Origin of the sequence: Rhodanobacter aciditrophus, from assembly GCF_042679525.1 — a bacterium.
Taxonomy (GTDB): Bacteria; Pseudomonadota; Gammaproteobacteria; order Pseudomonadales; family Marinomonadaceae; genus Marinomonas; species Marinomonas aciditrophus.
The window spans coordinates 372,941-392,483 of sequence record NZ_JBHTMN010000007.1 but is presented as its reverse complement, the minus strand read 5'-3'; the positions used below and the strand labels follow the sequence as shown (position 1 = coordinate 392,483).

Genomic DNA, 19,543 nt, shown 5'->3' with positions numbered 1-19,543 from the left:
CTTTAGTTCCTCTTGTGATTTACACAATATTTTTATGCCCTGACGGGTGAACACTTACGGCTCAGAACACCTTAAAATCGGCTAAACCGATAAGGTGTTGGATCGACTAATGGCGACTCTCCTGTTACGAGATCTGCGGCTAACTGCCCCGCAGCAGGGCCAGTTCCGAAACCATGGCCAGAAAAGCCTGTGGCAATCGTCAACCCTGGAATCGTCTCAATCCGATCAATCACCGGTGATGAATCCGGTGTGACATCAATTAAGCCTGCCCACGACTCTTCTATCTCGGCGTTTTCAAAGGCAGGCCATGCATTGATTAGGTTGTTCAGAGCATCACGATTAAGGCCATGATTGACCTTAGGATCGCGCACTCGCACCGTCTCAAACGGCGTAATATCTTTATTGTGCCAACGGCGAGGCAGGGCTAGATCGTCAAAGAAATCCTTACCAAGGCTGACTTTTAAGAAGTCTCCAGCAGTACGCAGCTGGTCTCGGTATTTCCAGCCGATCTTGAGATGATCCAACAGAATTGGCGCGTCCAACTTACCTCGCTGAGTGATAATGAAGCCGCCGTTTTCGTGTTTTCGGAAGGAGAAGTCAGGTCCCCCAACGGCAATATTGGTAGGACCTTCCATCGCCTTGGTGCGCAGCACAGAACAAATCAACGGCAAGGTTGGCAAAGACACACCATGATTACCCAAAAAGCGACGGGACCAAGCCCCACCCGTGAGTAATACCTGATCACAGCGGATTTCACCTTTTTCCGTCATCACACCACTCACTCGGCCTGCGGATTGAATCAGCCCTCGCACCGCGCATTGCTGCACAATGACAGCCCCCTTTGCTATGGCCGCTTGCGCCATGGCAGCAGTCGCTTTGGCGGGCTCAGCTCGGCCATCTGACGGGGTATAAATGCCCCCTTGCCACTGTCCCTTGCCCCCTGGGACAAGTTGATCAACCTCTTGGGCTGACAACAGTTTTGAATCCAAATCCAGATCCGACACCGACTTTAGCCAACCCTCGTGCATGGCCATTTGTTCCTCGGTTCGCCCCAAGAACATGATGCCGGCTTGCTGATAACCCACCTCTGCACCCACGCGCTCAGCCATACCATGCCAAAGGCGATCCGCGGCCTGCGCCAAGGGCACATCGGCGCCATGGCGACTGGTTTTTCGAATCCAGCCTAAGTTGCGGGACGACTGTTCTCCTGCAATGTGCCCCTTCTCTAGCAGCACCACAGGGATATTACGTTCAGCAAGGGTCAATGCCGCGCTGACGCCCACAATGCCCCCACCAATGATGACGACCGAGGTCGACTCAGGCAGGGCATTTTCGGTAGCAAAGGTGGTCAGAGTTTTCGTCATGTGTCGGGTCTCGGGGGCTGAATGAATTATTGATTTAGAACGATCTTTTTAACATTAGCCTTGCCAGCACCACGGTATGCAGTGACTTCTAGCTCAACCTTGTAAACCGTGGAACCTAACGGTGGGCAGGTCACAGTAGTCGCAGGATCAACACCACGGAACTTTTCTCCGATAAAGGCCATCACTGCGTTCGTGTCTTCTGGGTTTTGGATAAACACGCGGGACATCACTACATCATTTAATGACGCATCGACGCTCTCTAGCGCTCGCTCAATGTTGGCAAACACCTGCTCGGTTTGTTCCAACACATCCTCGGGAATGATCTGAGTTTCTGGATTACGGCCAGCGGTATTCGAAACAAACACCCAATCTTCCACTGCCACGACTCGGGAGTAGCTCGCGATTTCTTCGAATTTAGAACCTGTTTTTACTTTTACGATTTGTGTCATAACGCACCTAACTAAATAACTTAACGACCCCAGCCCAACGAAACGGACATGGGCCAAACAAACAGATAAATGGGATTAACGCAGTGCGGGGGTGTCCCAAAGGTTCAGAGGTACACCTATGCCTTTTTCAATGGCGTTGCGGTAAATCTTGGTAGCCCAAGCAACGTCTTCCACTGGCATGCCACCCACTGACAAAATGATGATTTCGTCTTCGCTTTGACGACCAGCGCTGTCACCGGCAACGATCTTGCCTAGGTCTTCAAGGTCATCTAGGGTGATCTGACCTTCTTCGATCATGTCCATAAAGCGCACACCCGGTAGCGGAATGTGATGGTGAGCAGGCTTAGGCACTTCTTCATACCAAGCTTGGTAAAGTCCTGTGTTATCCAGCACCTTACGTACATCATCGCGCTCCATATCTGCATCCAATTGGCAGTAGCCCGGCATAGACAGGAAGGCACCCGGCTTCACCCACTCGCGCTTAACCAATGGGTACTTGGATGGATCCCCGGTTTCACCAGAGTTGCAGTAGGTCACAATGTCCGAATCACGAACCACTTCTTCTAACGTATCGACCACTTGAATGGAGGTGATTTGTGGGTAGTTCACGCTGACCCAAGTGATGAAATCATCAAGGCTCTTTTGCCCGCGACCTTTCACCTTGATCGTATCGATCTGGGGGCAAACGGCCACAAATGCCGCGACGGAAGTGCGCCCCATAACACCTGGCCCCAACAGACCAATCACTTTAGAGTCTTTACGTGCTAGATGGCGTGCCCCCACACCTGGTACAGCGCCAGTACGGTAAGCTGATAACAAGTTGGCGGACATGTAAGCCAAAGGTGCACCAGTCTCGATGTCATTCAGAATCATCATCAAGATCGAACGAGGCAGGCCTTTCTCGCGGTTGGCAATGTTAGAGCCGTACCACTTCACACCACAGGTTTGAAAATCGCCACCAAGGTAAGCTGGCATCGCCATCAAACGACGGTCAGCTGTGGGCTTTGGCATCATTGGAAACGGGGATTCTTCTGGGAAGGTAATCATGGCGCCATGGGAATCACTGTTAGGACCCGCCATGCGATAATCACCGTGATAGAGCAAGGCAAACATCTCTTCCATGGCATCGACACACCCAGGCATGTCCGTTACCCCAGCTTTGATCATGTCTGGCTCAGACAGGTAAATAAAATCAATCTTTGTGCTCTCAGACATCGTTTCACCTTCAAAAAAATTCGTGTTGGTTGTTACTGTCTTTTCGATGCTAGAGGGAGAAAAACACTCTGTATTGAACTTTTGCGACATGGAAAAAAGTCTTTAACAGTCGCCAAAATGTGGCATCTTGCTTGCAAAACAAGAGATCTAACTCTTTTCGTTTTAGGTCTTGCTATGCCACATCAAGCAGTCATTAGTCGGTTAGAAAGGATTCGCTCAAAACAACCTTGGCTGGTACTCAGTGCCGCTGAGAAATTCTATATTGCTGGTTCAAATAACCCGGCGATTTCCCATTTCTACAGTTTCAAAGCTGGGGACAATGTGGAGGAAAGCTTCGCGATTCCCGACGGCTGCGTAGACATGCTGTTTGATTGTGATGCCACCTGCCCAACCGCAGGGGTGTTTGGCACGCCTATGTCCGCCATCGACATCGAATTAAAGCGCCAACATCAGTATTTCGGAGTCCGTTTCGCATCAGGGGTGATTCCCGATTGTTTGAAGGTGTCAGCGGAGGAGTTAATCGAGCATCATTTTGATTTTGTGGATGTAGTTCCCCATGCAAATCAACTATTTGAAGCCATCATCAGTGAAAAAAGCTTCGCCTCACAAGTGGCTTCTTTCCAGCAGTTTTTTGAAGGCAAAGCCAACCGAGTCATGTCACCTTTAACCCGTTATGTGGTCGCCAATATTTTTGAGCAACAGGGCAATGTTCGCATCGACGCTATGGCACAAGAAACGGGCTACACCACTCGCACCATTCAACGCCAATTCAGGGCCGATATGGGGATGTCGCCGAAAGCATTTGGCCGAATTATTCGTTGCCAGTCCGCTGTTTATCACATTAATCACCATGACCAAGTGGTGTTTTCTGACATGGCATTTGATCTTGGCTTTAGTGATCAATCTCACTTTTTAAGAGAGTTTAAAAAGCTCGTAAAAGCCACCCCAATGGCCTATCAAAACCGCGTAAAGCAGCAAACTTACTACGATAGAATCCAGCATTTTTGATCCAAAAAAGCGCGCATACACCTACTCCTGCTCAAAACCAGTGCAATTTTCCTATTGGCAGAGGTGAACATTTTTGTCAGATCAGGAGAAAAAAACACCCATTGCGGCCGTTGATGATCGCCATTGCCTATCCCAAAGCATCTCATTCCCCTCATTTTGTCGATCAAAAGCGCCTATGAACACTAAGACTGCCTCGGATATTTCGTCATCGTCTCCATCAATTTGAGCGATAACGGCAGTAAATCGGAAGTATCTTGTAGGGGAAATCTGACATCGGCGTAGGAGTTTTCTCTATTACATACTAGATAGTTAGAAAATCAGTAAAGAAATCATGCAACATATTGATTTATAAGTAGAAAACCTTATTTTCTGGAGTTTTTACCAAAGTTGCAAAGGCTATTGGGATGACTTACATTCTCATTATCCAAAGGGACCTCAAGGATTGAGTGGCACATAGATGTGCAGCAAAGCATGAAGCTTTGCGGGATAGCTGGAATTGAGTGAGGAACATTCAGAGACGGATTCTCACAGGATAACAGTTCGAAGGATTCGAACGTTAGGCCAAGATGGCATGTTACGGATTGACGGCGATGGAATCGCACTTCAAGGACAGATAGCTTTAACGGATTAAAGCAAAAACAGGCAGCTTAGGCTGCCTTTTTTCGTTTCTGAGGCGAGCAAACGTACTCTATTTGCCCTCACCTACTTCACATGGGGTTGCCAATCCCCACCTCTAAAGACTCTGCTGTTTTCGATAAGCCGATGGCGTACACCCCACTTGCCGAGAAAACTCCCGATGGAAGTTTGACTTAGTTTGAAATCCTGAATCCAAATAGATCTGCGTGACGGGCAAATCGGTTTGCTCAAGTAGGGCCTGGGCGTGTTCAATGCGATAGCAGTTTATCCATTGGGAGACATTCATTTGCAAGACCTGATTAACCCCTTGAGAGATCAATCGACTCGGCACTCCAGATTTACGCGCCACTTTAGCCAAGGTTAAGTTAGGGTCGAGAAACAAGGTTTGGCTAACTAATACTGACGACACCTGCTCCATCGTTGCCTGCATTTCCGACAAGCTAGGGCTGTTGCTCTGCAAGCCGTCTGAGGAAGCGGAGCTGGCCTTCTCACCATCTAGCACATTCACGTCAAGGGCGCTGGGTTGTGTGTGGGCACTGATCCAAATCACCGCTAAGGACAACATAGGCAATAGGATTCCGTGCCCCAATGCCAATATGTTTTGGGCATGACTCCCATCCCAAAACATAAAATCCACCGACAGAGCCCCATCAATCATCGCTGAAAACAACAACATACTGCCCGCCACACGCATCACTAAACTCGCCGCAGGTAAATCCGACACCGCAATGTTTTCCGACCAAGCCACTTGATGCAATGCCAAGTACCAAAGACCAATCCCATAAGCTAGGTACATAAGGGTCAACATAAGATCTATGGGGGGATGCCACCAAGGATAGGTAATTGAACTGACAATCAAAATACTGGGCATGAGCCCATGCCACCAGGCAATGCCCTTTGATTGATGGGCTTTAGCAAAGACATACCAAGCCAACACTGGAATCAAGCTCGCCAACACGGGCTGTAGCATACGCAAGATGGACCAATCTAATAGCCACCGTAACCCCACCACCCCAGTGGTCAAAGCACACATGATTAAGAAACACGCAGCCGATTTCTGCTCAGTACCTTTTTGACTAAACACAGCCCCTGCTAAGACTAATAACAACAGGGACACGACAAACGGCAAAGGGATCGACACCATTAGCTCATCTCACTCCATGAATAGGTTGACCAGTATGTCCTAAAACGCCTTTTCAAACGTCCTAAATCCGGATTTAGGACGCACTTGGGGGCTTCTTCAACCAAATTAGTACCTGATTTACTCAATTGAAGGAGCCTAAAATGAACGACTACTTATTAGCCTTTAAGCATGCCACAGACTTCTCCGGACGCACACAGCGTGCAGGGTTTTGGTGGTTCATGCTCATCAACTTGCTCATCACATGCGCCATTGCAGTATTTGAAGTCTCTCTGGATAACCTCGGCTGGATCGACCTGTGTTATAGCCTAGTGACCTTGTTGCCAATACTCTCGATCAGTTGTCGGCGATTGCGGGATACCGGTTTGTCTCTTTGGTGGTTTTTGCTGTTATTAGTGCCCGGTGTGGGGTTGTTGTTCCTACTCATTTTGCTTGCGTTTCCAAGCCAGCCAGAGCCATTACAGGAGCAACCATTATGATGCGTCAGCTTGTGATTCTTTTATCCCTGTTTGTATGTCTACCCAATGCCAAGGCCGTGGAACGTCCTCTGTTTATCCCGGAAGGGGCATTCGGTGTGGTCCAGATTTCGGACCTAATCGTCGGCACCCTAACATTGTTAAAGGGCATAAAAGGGGAAGGCCGTTATCTTACACACAATGCTCAAGGCGACCTATGCGAGGTTTCCCCCGTGCGCTTTCTGGCAGGAGGCTTTAATGGCCGCACCATTGGGGTGGAGCACGGCGCTGAGGACATAGTGATACAAGTGTATTCTGAAGAAATATCCGAACGACTGATGCAAGCCCGCGAAGTCAACAGCGTAGACTTCCCCGCAGAACGTGTTCATTCATCACAGGCGGGATGGGTGGTAACAGCAGGATTAGAAACCATGGAAGCCTTCATTCTCCATCCACAACCAACTTGGTCGTCATGGTGGCGATACCAAGAAACGCAGCTGCCATGCCGCCCGATTCACCAGCCTCCAGTCACTGGCACTACAGCCAGCGCCTTACTCGGGAGCAGTAAAGGGTATAGTGGTCCCTAAAGACTTGTGACAGGTGCGCTTCTTCCACTTGGGTTTGGCGCACTATGGTCATGACCCCCACCACAAAACACACTATTGAAAAAGCCGAAGGCAGCGCCAGCATAAAGCCTAATTGCGCAGTCAGTACCCCAAGATAGATGGGATTTCGAGACAGACCATAGACCCCCGCGGTCACCAGCGTCATTTTGCCCTGTTGATCCACGCCAGAGGTCCAAGCACTTCCCAATGAAAAATGCCCGAAAATCGCCCAAGCAAAGCCTAAGGTGAGCAACAGGTTGCCGGCGATGATCAACCAAGGATAAGCATGGAGGGGCAAAATGCCTAATGCCGAGTCTATGGACGGGAAGAACAGGCGCCACACACATACCATCCAAATGAGCACCCGAAAGACGCCAAAAATCTTATGGTGCCACCAATTTAGGGAGCCTCGCTTGCCATGGAAGACGCGGTTTTGTTGAGTGGAACGCTGCAAGGTCACAATGCGCACCGTATAGAACAGCGCAACGAACGTATAAAAGAACGCCAAATAGCCTCGGGTAAACTCCCAGACCCAATCTGGAGACGGCATTACTAACCTCAAGCGTTAAGAATTTAATGATGACAATACTGACTTAGTACACAGGTGCCAAGCATAAAAAAGACGCACTGGGCGTCCTTTTATGCTTACTCTGAACTCACAAGCCCATTAACCCTGAGCTTCTGGCGGATGATTCGTCATCCAGTGTTCCGCAATATCGCTGCGTCGCGTGATCCAAACATCCTCATGGGATTGCACATAATCGAGGAATTTTTTTAGCGCCATAAAGCGGGACGGTTTGCCCAAAGTACGACAGTGCATACCAATAGACATCATTTTGGGAGCGGTTTCGCCTTCAGCGTACAGACAGTCGAAATTGTCCTTCAGGTACTGGAAGAATTCATCCCCATGGCTGAATCCATAAGGGGAAGCAAAGCGCATATCATTACAATCTAGGGTGTAAGGAATGATCAGGTGAGGCTTAGTCTGTTCAGAATCTTGGTGATGCGGTACAGACACCCAGTAAGGTAGGTCATCCCCGTAGTTGTCCGAGTCGTATTTTAACTGGGATTGCTCGGCGACCAAGGCACGGGTATTAGGGGAATCACGCCCTGTGTACCATCCCATGGGCATCACACCGGTCACGTCTTGAATGATCTTGAGGGCTTCTTGCATGTGCGCGCGCTCTTCTTCAATAGACATTTCTTGGTAGTGAATCCACTTCAAACCGTGGCAAACCAACTCATGACCACCCTCTACAAAGGCTTTTGCCACGTCAGGATTGCGCTGCAAAGCGGTGGCCACAGCAAAGATAGACAGAGGCAAACCACGCTTCTCAAACTCGTTTAAAATGCGCCACACACCCGTGCGGGAGCCGTATTCATACAAGGACTCCATACTCATATGGCGATCTTTAAAAGGCTGGGCGCCAAAGATCTCCGACAGGAAGGTTTCCGCATGTTCGTCACCGTGTAACACACAGTTTTCGCCACCTTCTTCGAAGTTCAGAACAAATTGCAGGGCAATGCGTGCGTTGTTTGGCCACACCACTTTCGGTGTATTGTGGCGGCCGTAACCTGCGTAATCTCGTTCTAAGTAATGTTTCATATTAATTTCCTGTTAACGGGTCCAATGCTCATATCTACCGACATAAGACTTTTGTACGGGGGCGCCGAAATGCCCGACTTTAGAGGTTTTAATTCCGAGCTGGTGAATGGCTTCTGCCCACTTAACCGCTGCACTGACCCCATCAATAATGGGCACTGGCAGTTCGCTTTGCAAACGAGCGACTAGAGACGACATACCAGCGCATCCTAAAACAATCGCTTCTGCGCCATCCTCTGTCATCGCTTGTTCGCACTCTCTCTTAAGCAAAGCGTATGCCTGCGGCTCAAGATGCTCTAATGCAAGTACTGGAATGTCCGTGGCACGAACGCCACTGCAATGCCTTTCGTAGCCATACTTATATAAAAGATGCTCGCTGGCAGGCAAGGTGCGTGACAAGGTGGTCACCACACCAAACTTAAACGCCACAATACTGGCCAATTGAAAGGCGGCTTCCGCGATGCCAATGACAGGCGCATCGGCCAACTCCCTTGCCGCTTCCAAGGCCGGATCACCAAAACATGCAATGATGTGAGCATCTACTCCTTGCTCCTTCCCAGCTTGAATAAGATCCAGCAAAGCCGCAGAGGCAATGGCTTCATCTAAAGCGCATTCGATACTTTGTGGGCCATGCAATGGGGTACTGGCGAGGATCTGAGTGGTCGGTAATGCGGCCTGATGGGCGCTGGTCGCCATGGCATCGGTCATGGTTGCGCTGGTGTTAGGGTTGATAAGTTGGATAAGCATGGGATATCCGCGTCCTTTATAAGCTGACTTGTTGCACATAAAAGTCATCAGGATGATCTAAGCACCAACACCGACTGACTCAATATATTGTATACAATACTAGAAATAGATCGCATACATAAAGACTTTTTAAAAATCATATCAGCTCCACAAGACACACCAAAAACCCAAAATACGCACAGATAAAGAGCAAAAAGGATTATTTTGTCGCAAATGTGTGCACTGATTTCTCTACCTAAGAGAAAAAACATTGTCAGAGTAGCAAATATAGGTTCCCTGAAAATTGGCACAAAAGTTGTATTCGACATTGTATACAATAAGCAAACCAACGAAGGAACTCTCGCATGACCCAGAAACTCCCAGTAAGCCCTCGGCTCAGCAACGAGGATCTCAAGCCTGATACAGAACAAAAGTGGGGATGGTATTCTATCTTTGCTTTTTGGATGTCAGATGTGCACAGTGTCGGCGGCTATGTGTTTGCAGCCAGTCTGTTCGCTCTTGGATTAAATGGCATTCAGGTATTTATCAGTTTGCTCGCGGGCATCTCCATTGTCCTACTGTTTGCTAACTTAATGGGCAAACCCGGACAAAAAGCCGGCGCACCATTCCCAGTTATCGCACGTATGTCCTTCGGGGTCTTCGGCGCCAACATTCCAGCGGTTATCCGCGGCCTGATTGCGGTGGTTTGGTATGGTATACAGACTTTCTTGGCCTCCAGCTCCTTTATTATCTTGTTGCTGTATTTCTTCCCAGGCATGAGCACCTTGGCAGACGACAGTTTCTTAGGTCTGTCTTACCTTGGCTGGATTGGATTCACTGCCATGTGGATCCTACAAGGCATTGTCTTTATGTTCGGCATGGACATGATTCGTAAGGTCATTGATTGGTCTGGCCCTGCTATTTATGTGGCCATGTTTGCCTTATGTGTGTACATGGTGAATCTAGCGGGTTGGGAAAACATCAGCTTCACCCTAGGTGATGCGAGCTTATCTGGTATGGATGCCATCATGCAGATGATCATTGCCATTGCCTTGGTGGCTGGCTACTTCGCAGGGCCAACCCTTAACTTTAGTGACTTCTCACGCTACTGTGGCAGCTACAAACAATTGAAGTTCGGTAACCTACTTGGACTACCTTTTAACTTTATCTTGTTCTCCATCTTCAGCGTAGTGATCGTATCTGCATCTATTCCAGTATTTGGCGGTATGATTACTGACCCTGTAGAAACAGTTCGCCGCCTAGACTCAGGATTGATTACCGTACTTGGCGCAATGACCTTTATCTTTGCCACTGTGGGCATCAACATCGTGGCAAACTTCGTCGCTCCTGCGTTCGACTTTTCTAACGTATCGCCACAGAAAATCAGCTTTAAAGCCGGTGGCTTTATTGCCGCGTTCGGCTCAGTTCTGCTGATGCCTTGGAACCTGTTTAATAACCCAGAAGTAATCCACTACACCGTCGATGTGTTGGCCGCCATGATCGGCCCCCTATACGGCATTATCATTGTGGACTACTTCTTTATTAAGAAAGGCAAAATCGACATTGATTCTCTGTACACAGAATCTGAACAAGGCATTTATTGGTACGACAATGGGGTAAACAAGAAGAGCGTCTACGCCCTTGTGATCGCAGGCATCGTAGCCATCTTCTGTAGCTTTGTCTTTACTGCCCTAGCCAATTACGCATTGTTTATTGGTGGCTTCACGGCGGCGATCCTTTACCGCTATCTAATGGAGTCTGAGCGCGTTGCTCTACATGGTTTAGAAACAGCCAAGCAAGGCTAATTTTAACGCCATTGAAGCAGGCATCCCTATTGCCTGCTTTTTGCCTCATTGCCCGCCGTACGGAAACGTACTGCGGGATTTTTTTATGGCATCTCTACTATCCAATAGTAGCCATAGCCCGCTATTAAGGCAGGTACAAAAGAGTATAGGGTGGCCAGAGCCGCGGCTTTAGGTGCCAAAGCAATCGCTGGAAATAAAGCATCTCCATCATTACTGACCGCGTTAGCGATCAAAGCAGACATGGGAATGGTATTTTGCAAATAAAAGCTTGTGACTAATATCTGCGGGCCACATCCCGGCAGTAGGCCAATCAAGGCCGCGAGCAAAATAGAACCACTCAGCCATGGGCCTGAGAACATAAAGTCATTCTCTCCTACCAGCAGCATGGCGATCTCAAACACAATAAAAGCAACCACTACCCAACTGGTGACGAACTGAGTATCTTGTGCAACCTTGCGCATCCAGTGCCTTGGTAGTTCGTTATCATTTTCTCGTGCTAATTCAGAGTAGCGATCACTTCTTGCAGATAACGCCCAAAGCAAAAGACACACAAATCCTGCCATAGCCCCTAGGCTGTGAACCCCATCAGCCGACAACCAAGGGATTTGGTCCATGTCATATTGCATGGCAATAAGCAGCGCGATGATGGCCATAGGTATAATAAGAACACCCCAGAAAGCCACATTGATTCGAGATATCCATACATCCACCGATGACATGTATGTGGACGGTGTTTGATAGGGCTCAGGTTTACCTTCCCTCTCCCCAAAAGAGAGCTTCGGAGCGGGCAAAAATTGGTTTGTAAACAGCCCAGAGAGCACCCCTACCAACATGCAAACAGACAAAACAATGACTGCATCTTGAGGTCTTTGACTGATCAGCAAAAACGCAGCATCCCCCATAGTACTGGTTAACACAGCCACAACCGCACCAAACCGAATCTGTCCTTTGGTATATTGGGTGATGACAACGATGGCACCACCACAACCTGGTAACACCCCCATGACACTGGCAAACAGAATTTCTCGATAGGCTTTACTGCTCACCCAGTTTTGAATGCCTTTAACACTAAAGCTATGACTTATGCCGTAGTACAGAGCCAAAGTTGCCGCCACAAAAGCAGATACTTGTAGAAAGGCATCAGACAAAACGCCGGACACAAGGCTCCGGGTAGCAGGGTAACCCCACAGCAAGGCCACCAAAATAGGCACCAAGGCTCGCTTGTTGGCAAAGGTTTGCAACAACATTCTGGGGGAAGATGATCCGAACACAGCCATCATAGAAGAGACACTCACAAATCTTTATTGTTAATGATTATCAATAACAATAAAATAGTCAAAGCTTTTCCGGTGTCTATCAGGTTTTTTTAGGACACCCATAACGAGCGATGATTAGCTAAACCCTCGAAAAACTTATAAAGTAGTGCGTTCTTGAATATTGTGGCAGCCCCTCCCAGCGCTTATGTGAAGCGTTATTGGCTAACTCTCATTGGTACAGGCATTAATGAATACTGAACTTTCTTCTCTTCCTCTCGCCGACACCCTCAAAGGCATTGTCGGTGCTAAATACCTCTATACAGACGACGATAAAAAAGCCCCATTTTGCAAAGGTTTCCGTTTTGGCAATGGCAGCGCATATGCTGTGGTTCGCCCAGGGAGCCTGGTAGAAATTTGGCACGTGCTACAAGCCTGTGTCGAAGCCGATGTCATCGTCATCATGCAAGCCGCGAACACGGGCTTAACGGGTGGCTCTACTCCAAGTGGCGCCGATTATGACCGCCCAGTGGTGATTGTTAGCACCATGCGCATCGATGAAGTACAAATCATTAAAAATGGTGAACAGATCATCGGCTTACCGGGTAGTACGCTATTTGGTCTAGAAGAAGAGTTAAAACCTCATGGCCGTGAGCCACACTCTGTGATTGGCTCCTCTTGCATTGGCGCATCCATCGTAGGTGGCATTTGTAATAACTCTGGCGGCGCTCTGGTACAACGAGGCCCTGCTTACACAGAAATGTCTCTCTACGCAGAAGTCACCCATGACGGCAAACTAGAGCTGGTCAATCACTTGGGGATTAAGCTTGGAGACTCCCCAGAAGAAATCCTAAGCAACCTAGAAAACAAGCGCTACCAAGCGTCTGACATTCTTGATACCGCACAACGGGCCTCAGACGTGGAATACGAACAACGCGTCCGTGACGTGGACGCAGACACACCATCACGTTTTAACGCCGACCCACGTCGTCTTCATGAGTCTGCAGGTTGTGCTGGTAAGCTAGCGGTATTTGCCGTGCGCATGGATACGTTCCCGATTCCTGAAAAGCAGCAAGTATTCTACATGGGCACCAATGACCCTAGCGTTATGGAAGACATCCGCCGCCATATGCTATCCCAGTTCAAGCATATTCCTGTGTCGGGTGAGTACATGCACAAGAGCTGCTATGACCTAAGTAAAAAATATGGCAAAGATACCTTTATAGTCATCGATAAACTGGGCACTAAGTACATGCCTAAATTATTTGCCGTGAAACGTACTGTGGATCGTATTTCAGGGAAGTTCAGCTTTATTCCGAAGCAGTTTTCTGACCGGGCTTTGCAGTTCATGAGCAATTTCTTTCCGAATCATTTGCCGAAACCCATGGAAGACTTCCGCAAACAATACGACCACCACTGGATCATTGAAACCGCAAACCAAGGTGTCGACGAAGCGCGCGCCTACCTTACTCAATATTTCAAAGAAAACCCTGAGAAAGGCGGCTTCTTCGAGTGTACTGAGCGAGAAGCGGAACAGGCCATCCTACATCGTTTCGTGGCAGGTGGCGCATTGAGCCGCTTCCACTTAATTCAAAATAAGGCGCAAAACCTCGGCTCCATCATGACCATAGACGTGGCTTTCCCACGTAACGAACGAGATTGGTACGAGACTCTACCACCAGAAATTGATGAGCAAATCGCTGTGAAGATGTACTACGGTCACTTCTTTTGTCACGTGATGCACCAGAACTACGTCCTAAAACAAGGGGTAGACGGCAAGGCTCTGAAGAAACAAATTCTGGCGACCTTCGATGCCCGTGGCGCGAAATACCCAGCAGAACACAACGTGGGACACGAGTATAAGGCAGAAGAAAGCTTAAGCTCCTTCTACCAAAAGATCGACCCCACCAACAGCTTTAATGCTGGCATCGGCCAAACCAGCAAGAAGAAAAACTGGCAAGCCTAAGCAACAAAGCCCGCTTCGATGAAGTGGGCTTTGTTTTTCAGAAGACACTTACCTGCTTTTAATTTGCTTGCGTATTGTCTTCGTTCCTCGACACGTCTGCGCAAATCCAAAATCAGGTAACCGTCTAGCAGATCACTCAGGCTTTAATTCTAAATTCCACGAGCCTTCTGCTCGACGGACTTGATTAACCTTAATACCACTATCCCTCCATCTTTTAAGCGTTCCATCAAATTCGCTACAAGCTTTTATCAGCGCCCCCTATCTGCTTTGAGACGTTCGTTAGAGTCTAACGAAGAGGCTTTATAACGCCCAATAAAAAACGCCCCGCTGGTTTCCCAACGGGGCGTTTTCAATTCTTCAACGAACTAGGCTCAGCGGGCCAGCATCACTAGATAATCCGGCCCTACGGCACGAAAGTCTAATGACATGGTTACACTCAGCGCAGTCACCGTAATGATAGAAAAGAAGAACACTTGGCGTGCCCAACGATTCACATCAATGTCTTTACGGTAGCCTTTCAGCGCCATGTACAACCACCAAAGGCTGGTCGAGGCCGCAACCGCCATAAAGCCCACACCAACATAACCTGTCAGAGGCAGCATAGCCGTTGCGATACCAAACGCAGCGATCCATAACACAATGTGATGTTTCGCCTTCTGAATGCCCTCAGCAACCGGTAGCACAGGGATACCTGCTGCTGCGTAGTCCTTGTAGCGGAAGATGGCAATGGCATAGGAATGAGGCATCTGCCAAATACTAAACATTACCAACAAAATCGCCGCACCTGCATCGAACTGCCCTGTAACTGCACAGTAACCCACCACTGGTGGTACTGCACCAGACAAGCTCCCGATCAAAGTTCCGTAAACCGAGTTGCGTTTGAAGTATAGGGTGTAAAGCACAACGTACACGAAGTAACCGAAGGCTGCGAAAAACACAGCCACGGGATTCGTGAAATACGCCAGCAATCCAAACCCAACCACGCCTAACACCAACCCATGGGCGAGAGCGGCCTTTAAAGACATCTCACCCGTTACGGTTACGCGGTTACGAGTACGCTGCATCTTAGCGTCAATGTCGCGGTCGACACAGTTATTGATCGCACAGCCAGAAGCCACAACCAGTGACAATCCAATGATGGTCACTAGCATGATCAGCCAATCAATGTCTCCGCGAGCGGCGAGGAAGTATCCCCCCGCCACGGAGATCAAGTTGCCCATAATGATGCCCGGCTTGGTTACTTTAACGTAACGGTCGAACACACTATGCTGCTCTGGTTGTTGCGACGAGGATTTCCGCTTAAACATACGTTTCTTCGCCTAGTACATCATCATCAGAACGGATTCGTAGATAATCCAAACGGACAACGCTACAACCATTACGATAATCAGTGCAGTAAAGATAAATGAGAAAGTATCGATCTTGCCTTCTTTAGTGAAGTTTAGGTGCAAGAAGTACTTAAGGTGCACAACGATCTGAACCACAGCTGTTACAACGATAACCGCAAACAGCGTGGCGCGATCAAAAGCACCAGTCATTACTGCCCAAAATGGAATCACTGTCAAAATAACAGACAGAACGAAACCAATAACGTATGAGCTTACGCTACCGTGAGAATGTGCATCGTGATCATGTTGACTCATTTACATAGCTCCCATTAGGTAGACGAAAGAGAATACACAGATCCAGATCACGTCTAGGAAGTGCCAGAACAAGCTTAGGCAACCTAAGCGAGTTACAGTGCGGTCTTTCAGACCACGCTTAGCCACATCAATAAACAAAACTGTGATCCATAATAGACCCGCCGTTACGTGCAAACCGTGAAGACCTACTAACGAGAAGAAGGCAGTTAGGAAAGCACTAGCGCTTGGGCCGTGACCTGCGTGAATCAAGTGATTGAACTCGTACAATTCAATCGCGATGAAGGTAGCACCGAACAAGAAAGTCACGGCTAACCAAAATAGCACGCCACCTTTGTTTTGCTTGTACGCACTGATCATCGCAAAGCCGAAAGTAATCGAGCTTAACAATAGGGCAGCAGTACCGCCCGCAATCAGATTCAGGTCAAAAATATCTTTACCAGACACACCACCCGCTGTGTTCATAAACAACACAGCGTAGGTTGCAAAGAAGGACGCAAACAAGATGCAGTCCGTCATTAGGTAAATCCAGAAACCTAACGTAGTGTTACGTCCGGTATCGTGGTGCTCGTCATGGTGCGCATCGTGATGCGCAGTTGCAGAAGTACTCATGCTTACCCCTTAGCCACGTTATCAAGATGTTCGTTTTCGATACGTGTCACTTCATCAGGCTGAACGTAGTAATCAGTGTTACTAGCGTACGCACGACAGATGAAGGCAACGATCAGACCAATAAAGCTTGCACCAGCCAACCACCAGATGTGCCAGATTAGGGCAAAGCCCATAGCAGTTGCCAACGCACCCATGATTGGGCCAGCGTTTGTGTTGCTTGGCATGTGGATAGGCTCGTAGCTTTCATGACGCTGGTACGCAGTACCTTTCTCTTTCATGTCAGTGAAGGCATCAATGTCATCAACATGCGGGATTTTCGCAAAGTTGTAGAACTGTGGAGGAGACGCCAAAGACCACTCAAGAGTGTGACCGTTCCATGGATCGCCAGTTTTGTCCAAGTTCTTGTCTTTGTTTTTGAAGCCAAGGAACAATTGGATGAACTGAGAAGCGATACCAATCGCGATAACAAAGGCACCTACAGCAGCGATGTATAGCCAGATGTTCCAATCAGGGTTGTCCGTGTGGTTAAGACGACGAGTCATACCTAGGAAACCAAGAACGTACAATGGCATAAAGGCTAGTAGGAAACCGATTGTCCAACACCAGAAAGAGATCTTTCCGTATTTTGGATCTAGGTGGAAGCCCATTGCTTTCGGGAACCAGAAGGCAAAGCCCGCTAGGTAACCAAACACCGCACCACCGATAATCGTGTTATGGAAGTGAGCGATTAGGAACAATGAGTTGTGCAGTACGTAGTCTGCACCTGGTACAGCAAGTAGTACACCAGTCATACCACCGATCGAGAAGATCACGATGAAGCCAAGGGTCCAAAGCATAGGAACTTCAAGACGTACACGGCCTTTGTACATGGTGAACAACCAGTTGAACAGTTTCACACCCGTCGGAATCGCGATGATCATCGTCATGATACCGAAGAAGGCGTTAACGTTGGCACTCGCACCCATGGTAAAGAAGTGGTGCAGCCATACGATGAAACCTAGGATGGAAATCGCACCAGAGGCGTAAACCATCGACTTGTAACCAAATAGGCGCTTACCTGTGAACGTAGACACGATCTCAGAGAAGATACCAAACGCTGGTAATACAAGGATATATACTTCAGGGTGACCCCAAGCCCAGAACAAGTTGATGTACATCATCGAGTTCCCGCCAGCGTCGTTGGTGAAGAAGTGGAAATCCAAGTAACGGTCAAGCGTCAACATGGCTAGGGCAGCAGTCAGGATCGGGAAAGATGCAACGATCAAAACGTTGGCCCAAGTACAGGTCCAAGTAAAGATCGGCATATCCATCAACTTCATGCCAGGTGCACGCATCTTAAGTACAGTTACCAAGAAGTTAACACCTGTTAGAGTCGTACCGATACCAGATATCTGCAACGCCCATATGTAGTAATCAACACCTACCCCTGGACTGAATTCAAGCCCCGACAACGGAGGGTATGCCACCCAACCAGTCATAGCGAATTCACCAAGACCTAGAGAGATGTTCACTAGCACTGCACCCGAAACCGCCAACCAGAAAGACAAGTTGTTAAGGAACGGGAAAGCAACGTCACGAGCACCGATCTGTAGAGGAAGCACAATGTTCATCAAACCGATCATAAATGGCATCGCCATAAAGATGATCATGATGACACCGTGTGCCGTAAAGATCTGGTCGTAATGGTGCGGTGGCAGGTAGCCTTCCGAACCATTGGTTGCCACAGCAAGCTGTGTACGCATCATAATCGCGTCCGCAAAACCACGGATCAACATTACGAATGCTAGGATGATGTACATGATACCCAAACGCTTGTGGTCAACAGACGTCAACCATTCACGCCATAGCCAGCCCCATTTCTTAGCAAGCGTCATAAACACGAACAACGCCGCGCCGCCGATAGCTACTACCGCAAGGGTGCCTAGGACAATAGGGTCATGAGGGATCGAATCCCAAGACAATTTACCTAGAAGATTCATTAGTGAGAGGCCTCCTCAGCTTCATGGGAAGTGCTAGTACGCTCACGCTGAGGCAAAATCACGCCTTCAGGAAGTTCTGCACCGTATTCAGGCTTACCGTAGAAATCAATACGGCCCATGTCGCCCATGTATTCCCAGATGATGTCGAAGTACAAGCCATCTTTCACCGAACCGAAGTATTCCACAGGGTGGTATTCAGTAGGCTCAAGCAGCTCTTCGTAGCGCTCAGTTGTTAGCGCTTCACCTGATGCTTTGACGTTTTCAACCCATGTTTGGAAATCTTCACGAGTAGGCGTTGCGATCGCTTCGAACTGCATACCAGTGAAACCATGACCAGAGTAGTTTGCCGAAATACCTTTGAAAGTACCTGGCTCATCTGCGATCAAGTGAAGTTTGGTTTCCATGCCAGCCATAGAGTAAATCTGACTGCCCAGCTGAGGGATGAAGAATGAGTTCATTGTGCCCGCAGACGTGATCTTGAAGTTCACAGGAACGTTCGCTGGGAACGCTAACTCGTTCACCGTTGCGATACCAAGATCTGGGTAAATGAACAACCACTTCCAGTTCAGAGACACGACTTCAACAGTCACAGGCTCTTCATCAGATTCAATTGGTTTGTATGGGTTCAACGCGTGCGTTGATTTGTACGTAATAACACCAAGAATCACGATGATGATAATTGGAATCACCCATACGACGGTCTCAATTTTTGTGGAGTGCGACCATTTTGGTTCGTAAGCTTCACCACGACCTTCGCGATATTTCCAAGCGAAGTAAAGCGTCATGAAGATAACTGGAACCACGACAAGCAGCATCAAGACAGTCGCTGTAATAATCAGCTCCTTCTCTTGAACACCGATTTGTCCTTTCGGGTCAAGCACACCACCCTGACAACCAGCTAGTAATACAACTAGTGCTGCCAAAGCGACTTTACTTAAGTTACGAGTTAACAAGAGATTCATCCTCTAACCCTAGATTGACGTAGGCTGACATCGAAACGATGACAGGATTCAAGCCGGCTAAGCCGGAAGTTTTCCAACGGAGGAGTTTTGCGCGCCCAAGGAGCACGAGATATAAACCGACACT

At 48.4% G+C, this 19,543-nt stretch carries 18 protein-coding genes; 5 read left to right on the top strand and 13 right to left on the bottom strand.

Features of this window, described 5'->3' with window-relative positions; all coding sequences use genetic code 11:
• Positions 1 to 71: 71 nt before the first annotated feature.
• The 3 genes from ACFQ45_RS07165 to ACFQ45_RS07155 form a co-directional block, all read right to left on the bottom strand.
• Positions 72 to 1,364, bottom strand: a complete 1,293-nt coding sequence (locus tag ACFQ45_RS07165) for an NAD(P)/FAD-dependent oxidoreductase (RefSeq protein ID WP_377366315.1) — start codon at positions 1,362 to 1,364, stop codon at positions 72 to 74.
• A 26-nt stretch (positions 1,365 to 1,390) separates the two neighbouring features.
• Positions 1,391 to 1,813: a RidA family protein gene (locus ACFQ45_RS07160; protein WP_377366314.1), complete on the bottom strand. Its 423-nt coding sequence runs from the start codon at positions 1,811 to 1,813 to the stop codon at positions 1,391 to 1,393.
• 75 nt (positions 1,814 to 1,888) lie between these two features.
• Positions 1,889 to 3,028 carry a tyramine oxidase subunit B gene (locus ACFQ45_RS07155; RefSeq protein WP_377366313.1) on the bottom strand — a complete coding sequence of 380 codons (1,140 nt, stop codon included), beginning with the start codon at positions 3,026 to 3,028 and terminating at the stop codon, positions 1,889 to 1,891.
• A 174-nt stretch (positions 3,029 to 3,202) separates the two neighbouring features.
• On the opposite strand from ACFQ45_RS07155, the gene ACFQ45_RS07150 reads away from it, so the two are divergent.
• The gene (locus tag ACFQ45_RS07150) at positions 3,203 to 4,036 is read left to right on the top strand and encodes a helix-turn-helix domain-containing protein (RefSeq protein WP_377366312.1); all 834 of its coding nucleotides are present in this window, start codon (positions 3,203 to 3,205) and stop codon (positions 4,034 to 4,036) included.
• 733 nt (positions 4,037 to 4,769) lie between these two features.
• Here ACFQ45_RS07150 and ACFQ45_RS07145 read toward each other — a convergent pair.
• Positions 4,770 to 5,816 carry a helix-turn-helix domain-containing protein gene (locus tag ACFQ45_RS07145; RefSeq protein ID WP_377366311.1) on the bottom strand — a complete coding sequence of 349 codons (1,047 nt, stop codon included), beginning with the start codon at positions 5,814 to 5,816 and terminating at the stop codon, positions 4,770 to 4,772.
• 140 nt (positions 5,817 to 5,956) lie between these two features.
• Between ACFQ45_RS07145 and ACFQ45_RS07140 the strand changes: the two genes are divergently transcribed.
• Positions 5,957 to 6,292, top strand: coding sequence for a DUF805 domain-containing protein (locus ACFQ45_RS07140; protein WP_377366310.1), 336 nt, complete (start codon positions 5,957 to 5,959; stop codon positions 6,290 to 6,292).
• Positions 6,289 to 6,855 carry a hypothetical protein gene (locus ACFQ45_RS07135; protein WP_377366309.1) on the top strand — a complete coding sequence of 189 codons (567 nt, stop codon included), beginning with the start codon at positions 6,289 to 6,291 and terminating at the stop codon, positions 6,853 to 6,855. The genes ACFQ45_RS07140 and ACFQ45_RS07135 overlap by 4 nt, the downstream gene beginning before the upstream one ends.
• Here ACFQ45_RS07135 and ACFQ45_RS07130 read toward each other — a convergent pair.
• From ACFQ45_RS07130 to ACFQ45_RS07120, 3 genes are all read right to left on the bottom strand, one after another.
• A complete protein-coding gene (locus ACFQ45_RS07130) occupies positions 6,806 to 7,423 on the bottom strand; it encodes a methyltransferase family protein (protein ID WP_377366308.1) in 618 nt (205 codons plus the stop codon). The two genes, ACFQ45_RS07135 and ACFQ45_RS07130, sit on opposite strands and share 50 nt — an antisense overlap.
• A 117-nt stretch (positions 7,424 to 7,540) precedes the next feature.
• Entirely contained in the window at positions 7,541 to 8,479 is a 939-nt protein-coding gene (gene puuE / locus ACFQ45_RS07125; RefSeq protein ID WP_377366307.1) for an allantoinase PuuE, read from the bottom strand.
• A gap of 12 nt (positions 8,480 to 8,491) precedes the next feature.
• A complete protein-coding gene (locus ACFQ45_RS07120) occupies positions 8,492 to 9,223 on the bottom strand; it encodes an aspartate/glutamate racemase family protein (protein WP_377366306.1) in 732 nt (243 codons plus the stop codon).
• 344 nt (positions 9,224 to 9,567) lie between these two features.
• On the opposite strand from ACFQ45_RS07120, the gene ACFQ45_RS07115 reads away from it, so the two are divergent.
• Positions 9,568 to 11,007, top strand: a complete 1,440-nt coding sequence (locus tag ACFQ45_RS07115; RefSeq protein ID WP_377366305.1) for an NCS1 family nucleobase:cation symporter-1 — start codon at positions 9,568 to 9,570, stop codon at positions 11,005 to 11,007.
• An 83-nt stretch (positions 11,008 to 11,090) separates the two neighbouring features.
• Here the strand turns inward: ACFQ45_RS07115 and ACFQ45_RS07110 are convergent, their stop codons facing one another.
• Positions 11,091 to 12,287 carry a putative manganese transporter gene (locus ACFQ45_RS07110; protein WP_377366304.1) on the bottom strand — a complete coding sequence of 399 codons (1,197 nt, stop codon included), beginning with the start codon at positions 12,285 to 12,287 and terminating at the stop codon, positions 11,091 to 11,093.
• Positions 12,288 to 12,510: 223 nt separating this feature from the next.
• Between ACFQ45_RS07110 and dld the strand changes: the two genes are divergently transcribed.
• Positions 12,511 to 14,226 (top strand): D-lactate dehydrogenase, encoded by a 1,716-nt coding sequence (dld, locus tag ACFQ45_RS07105; protein ID WP_377366303.1) that lies wholly within the window; start codon positions 12,511 to 12,513, stop codon positions 14,224 to 14,226.
• 371 nt (positions 14,227 to 14,597) lie between these two features.
• On the opposite strand, the gene cyoE is transcribed toward dld, so the two are convergent.
• From cyoE to cyoA, 5 genes are read right to left on the bottom strand one after another with little or no spacing between them, the layout of a single operon-like run.
• Positions 14,598 to 15,533: a heme o synthase gene (gene cyoE / locus ACFQ45_RS07100; RefSeq protein ID WP_377366302.1), complete on the bottom strand. Its 936-nt coding sequence runs from the start codon at positions 15,531 to 15,533 to the stop codon at positions 14,598 to 14,600.
• 12 nt (positions 15,534 to 15,545) lie between these two features.
• Entirely contained in the window at positions 15,546 to 15,869 is a 324-nt protein-coding gene (gene cyoD, locus ACFQ45_RS07095) for a cytochrome o ubiquinol oxidase subunit IV (protein WP_377366301.1), read from the bottom strand.
• The gene (cyoC, locus tag ACFQ45_RS07090; RefSeq protein ID WP_377366300.1) at positions 15,870 to 16,478 is read right to left on the bottom strand and encodes a cytochrome o ubiquinol oxidase subunit III; all 609 of its coding nucleotides are present in this window, start codon (positions 16,476 to 16,478) and stop codon (positions 15,870 to 15,872) included.
• Positions 16,479 to 16,480: 2 nt separating this feature from the next.
• Entirely contained in the window at positions 16,481 to 18,457 is a 1,977-nt protein-coding gene (gene cyoB, locus ACFQ45_RS07085; protein WP_377366299.1) for a cytochrome o ubiquinol oxidase subunit I, read from the bottom strand.
• On the bottom strand, positions 18,457 to 19,419 hold the full coding sequence (cyoA, locus tag ACFQ45_RS07080) for a ubiquinol oxidase subunit II (protein ID WP_377366298.1): 963 nt from the start codon (positions 19,417 to 19,419) through the stop codon (positions 18,457 to 18,459). Before cyoA ends, cyoB begins: the two co-directional genes overlap by 1 nt.
• Positions 19,420 to 19,543 lie beyond the last annotated feature (124 nt).

Coding starts and splice junctions, on each gene's coding strand:
- ACFQ45_RS07120 (WP_377366306.1), bottom strand. CDS start 9,223: ATGCTTATCCAACTTATCAACCCTAACACCAGCGCAACCATGACCGAT.
- cyoD (WP_377366301.1), bottom strand. CDS start 15,869: ATGAGTCAACATGATCACGATGCACATTCTCACGGTAGCGTAAGCTCA.
- dld (WP_377366303.1), top strand. CDS start 12,511: ATGAATACTGAACTTTCTTCTCTTCCTCTCGCCGACACCCTCAAAGGC.
- ACFQ45_RS07165 (WP_377366315.1), bottom strand. CDS start 1,364: ATGACGAAAACTCTGACCACCTTTGCTACCGAAAATGCCCTGCCTGAG.
- cyoE (WP_377366302.1), bottom strand. CDS start 15,533: ATGTTTAAGCGGAAATCCTCGTCGCAACAACCAGAGCAGCATAGTGTG.
- cyoA (WP_377366298.1), bottom strand. CDS start 19,419: ATGAATCTCTTGTTAACTCGTAACTTAAGTAAAGTCGCTTTGGCAGCA.
- ACFQ45_RS07115 (WP_377366305.1), top strand. CDS start 9,568: ATGACCCAGAAACTCCCAGTAAGCCCTCGGCTCAGCAACGAGGATCTC.
- ACFQ45_RS07110 (WP_377366304.1), bottom strand. CDS start 12,287: ATGATGGCTGTGTTCGGATCATCTTCCCCCAGAATGTTGTTGCAAACC.
- cyoB (WP_377366299.1), bottom strand. CDS start 18,457: ATGAATCTTCTAGGTAAATTGTCTTGGGATTCGATCCCTCATGACCCT.
- ACFQ45_RS07135 (WP_377366309.1), top strand. CDS start 6,289: ATGATGCGTCAGCTTGTGATTCTTTTATCCCTGTTTGTATGTCTACCC.
- cyoC (WP_377366300.1), bottom strand. CDS start 16,478: ATGAGTACTTCTGCAACTGCGCATCACGATGCGCACCATGACGAGCAC.
- ACFQ45_RS07150 (WP_377366312.1), top strand. CDS start 3,203: ATGCCACATCAAGCAGTCATTAGTCGGTTAGAAAGGATTCGCTCAAAA.
- ACFQ45_RS07145 (WP_377366311.1), bottom strand. CDS start 5,816: ATGGTGTCGATCCCTTTGCCGTTTGTCGTGTCCCTGTTGTTATTAGTC.
- ACFQ45_RS07140 (WP_377366310.1), top strand. CDS start 5,957: ATGAACGACTACTTATTAGCCTTTAAGCATGCCACAGACTTCTCCGGA.
- puuE (WP_377366307.1), bottom strand. CDS start 8,479: ATGAAACATTACTTAGAACGAGATTACGCAGGTTACGGCCGCCACAAT.
- ACFQ45_RS07160 (WP_377366314.1), bottom strand. CDS start 1,813: ATGACACAAATCGTAAAAGTAAAAACAGGTTCTAAATTCGAAGAAATC.
- ACFQ45_RS07130 (WP_377366308.1), bottom strand. CDS start 7,423: ATGCCGTCTCCAGATTGGGTCTGGGAGTTTACCCGAGGCTATTTGGCG.
- ACFQ45_RS07155 (WP_377366313.1), bottom strand. CDS start 3,028: ATGTCTGAGAGCACAAAGATTGATTTTATTTACCTGTCTGAGCCAGAC.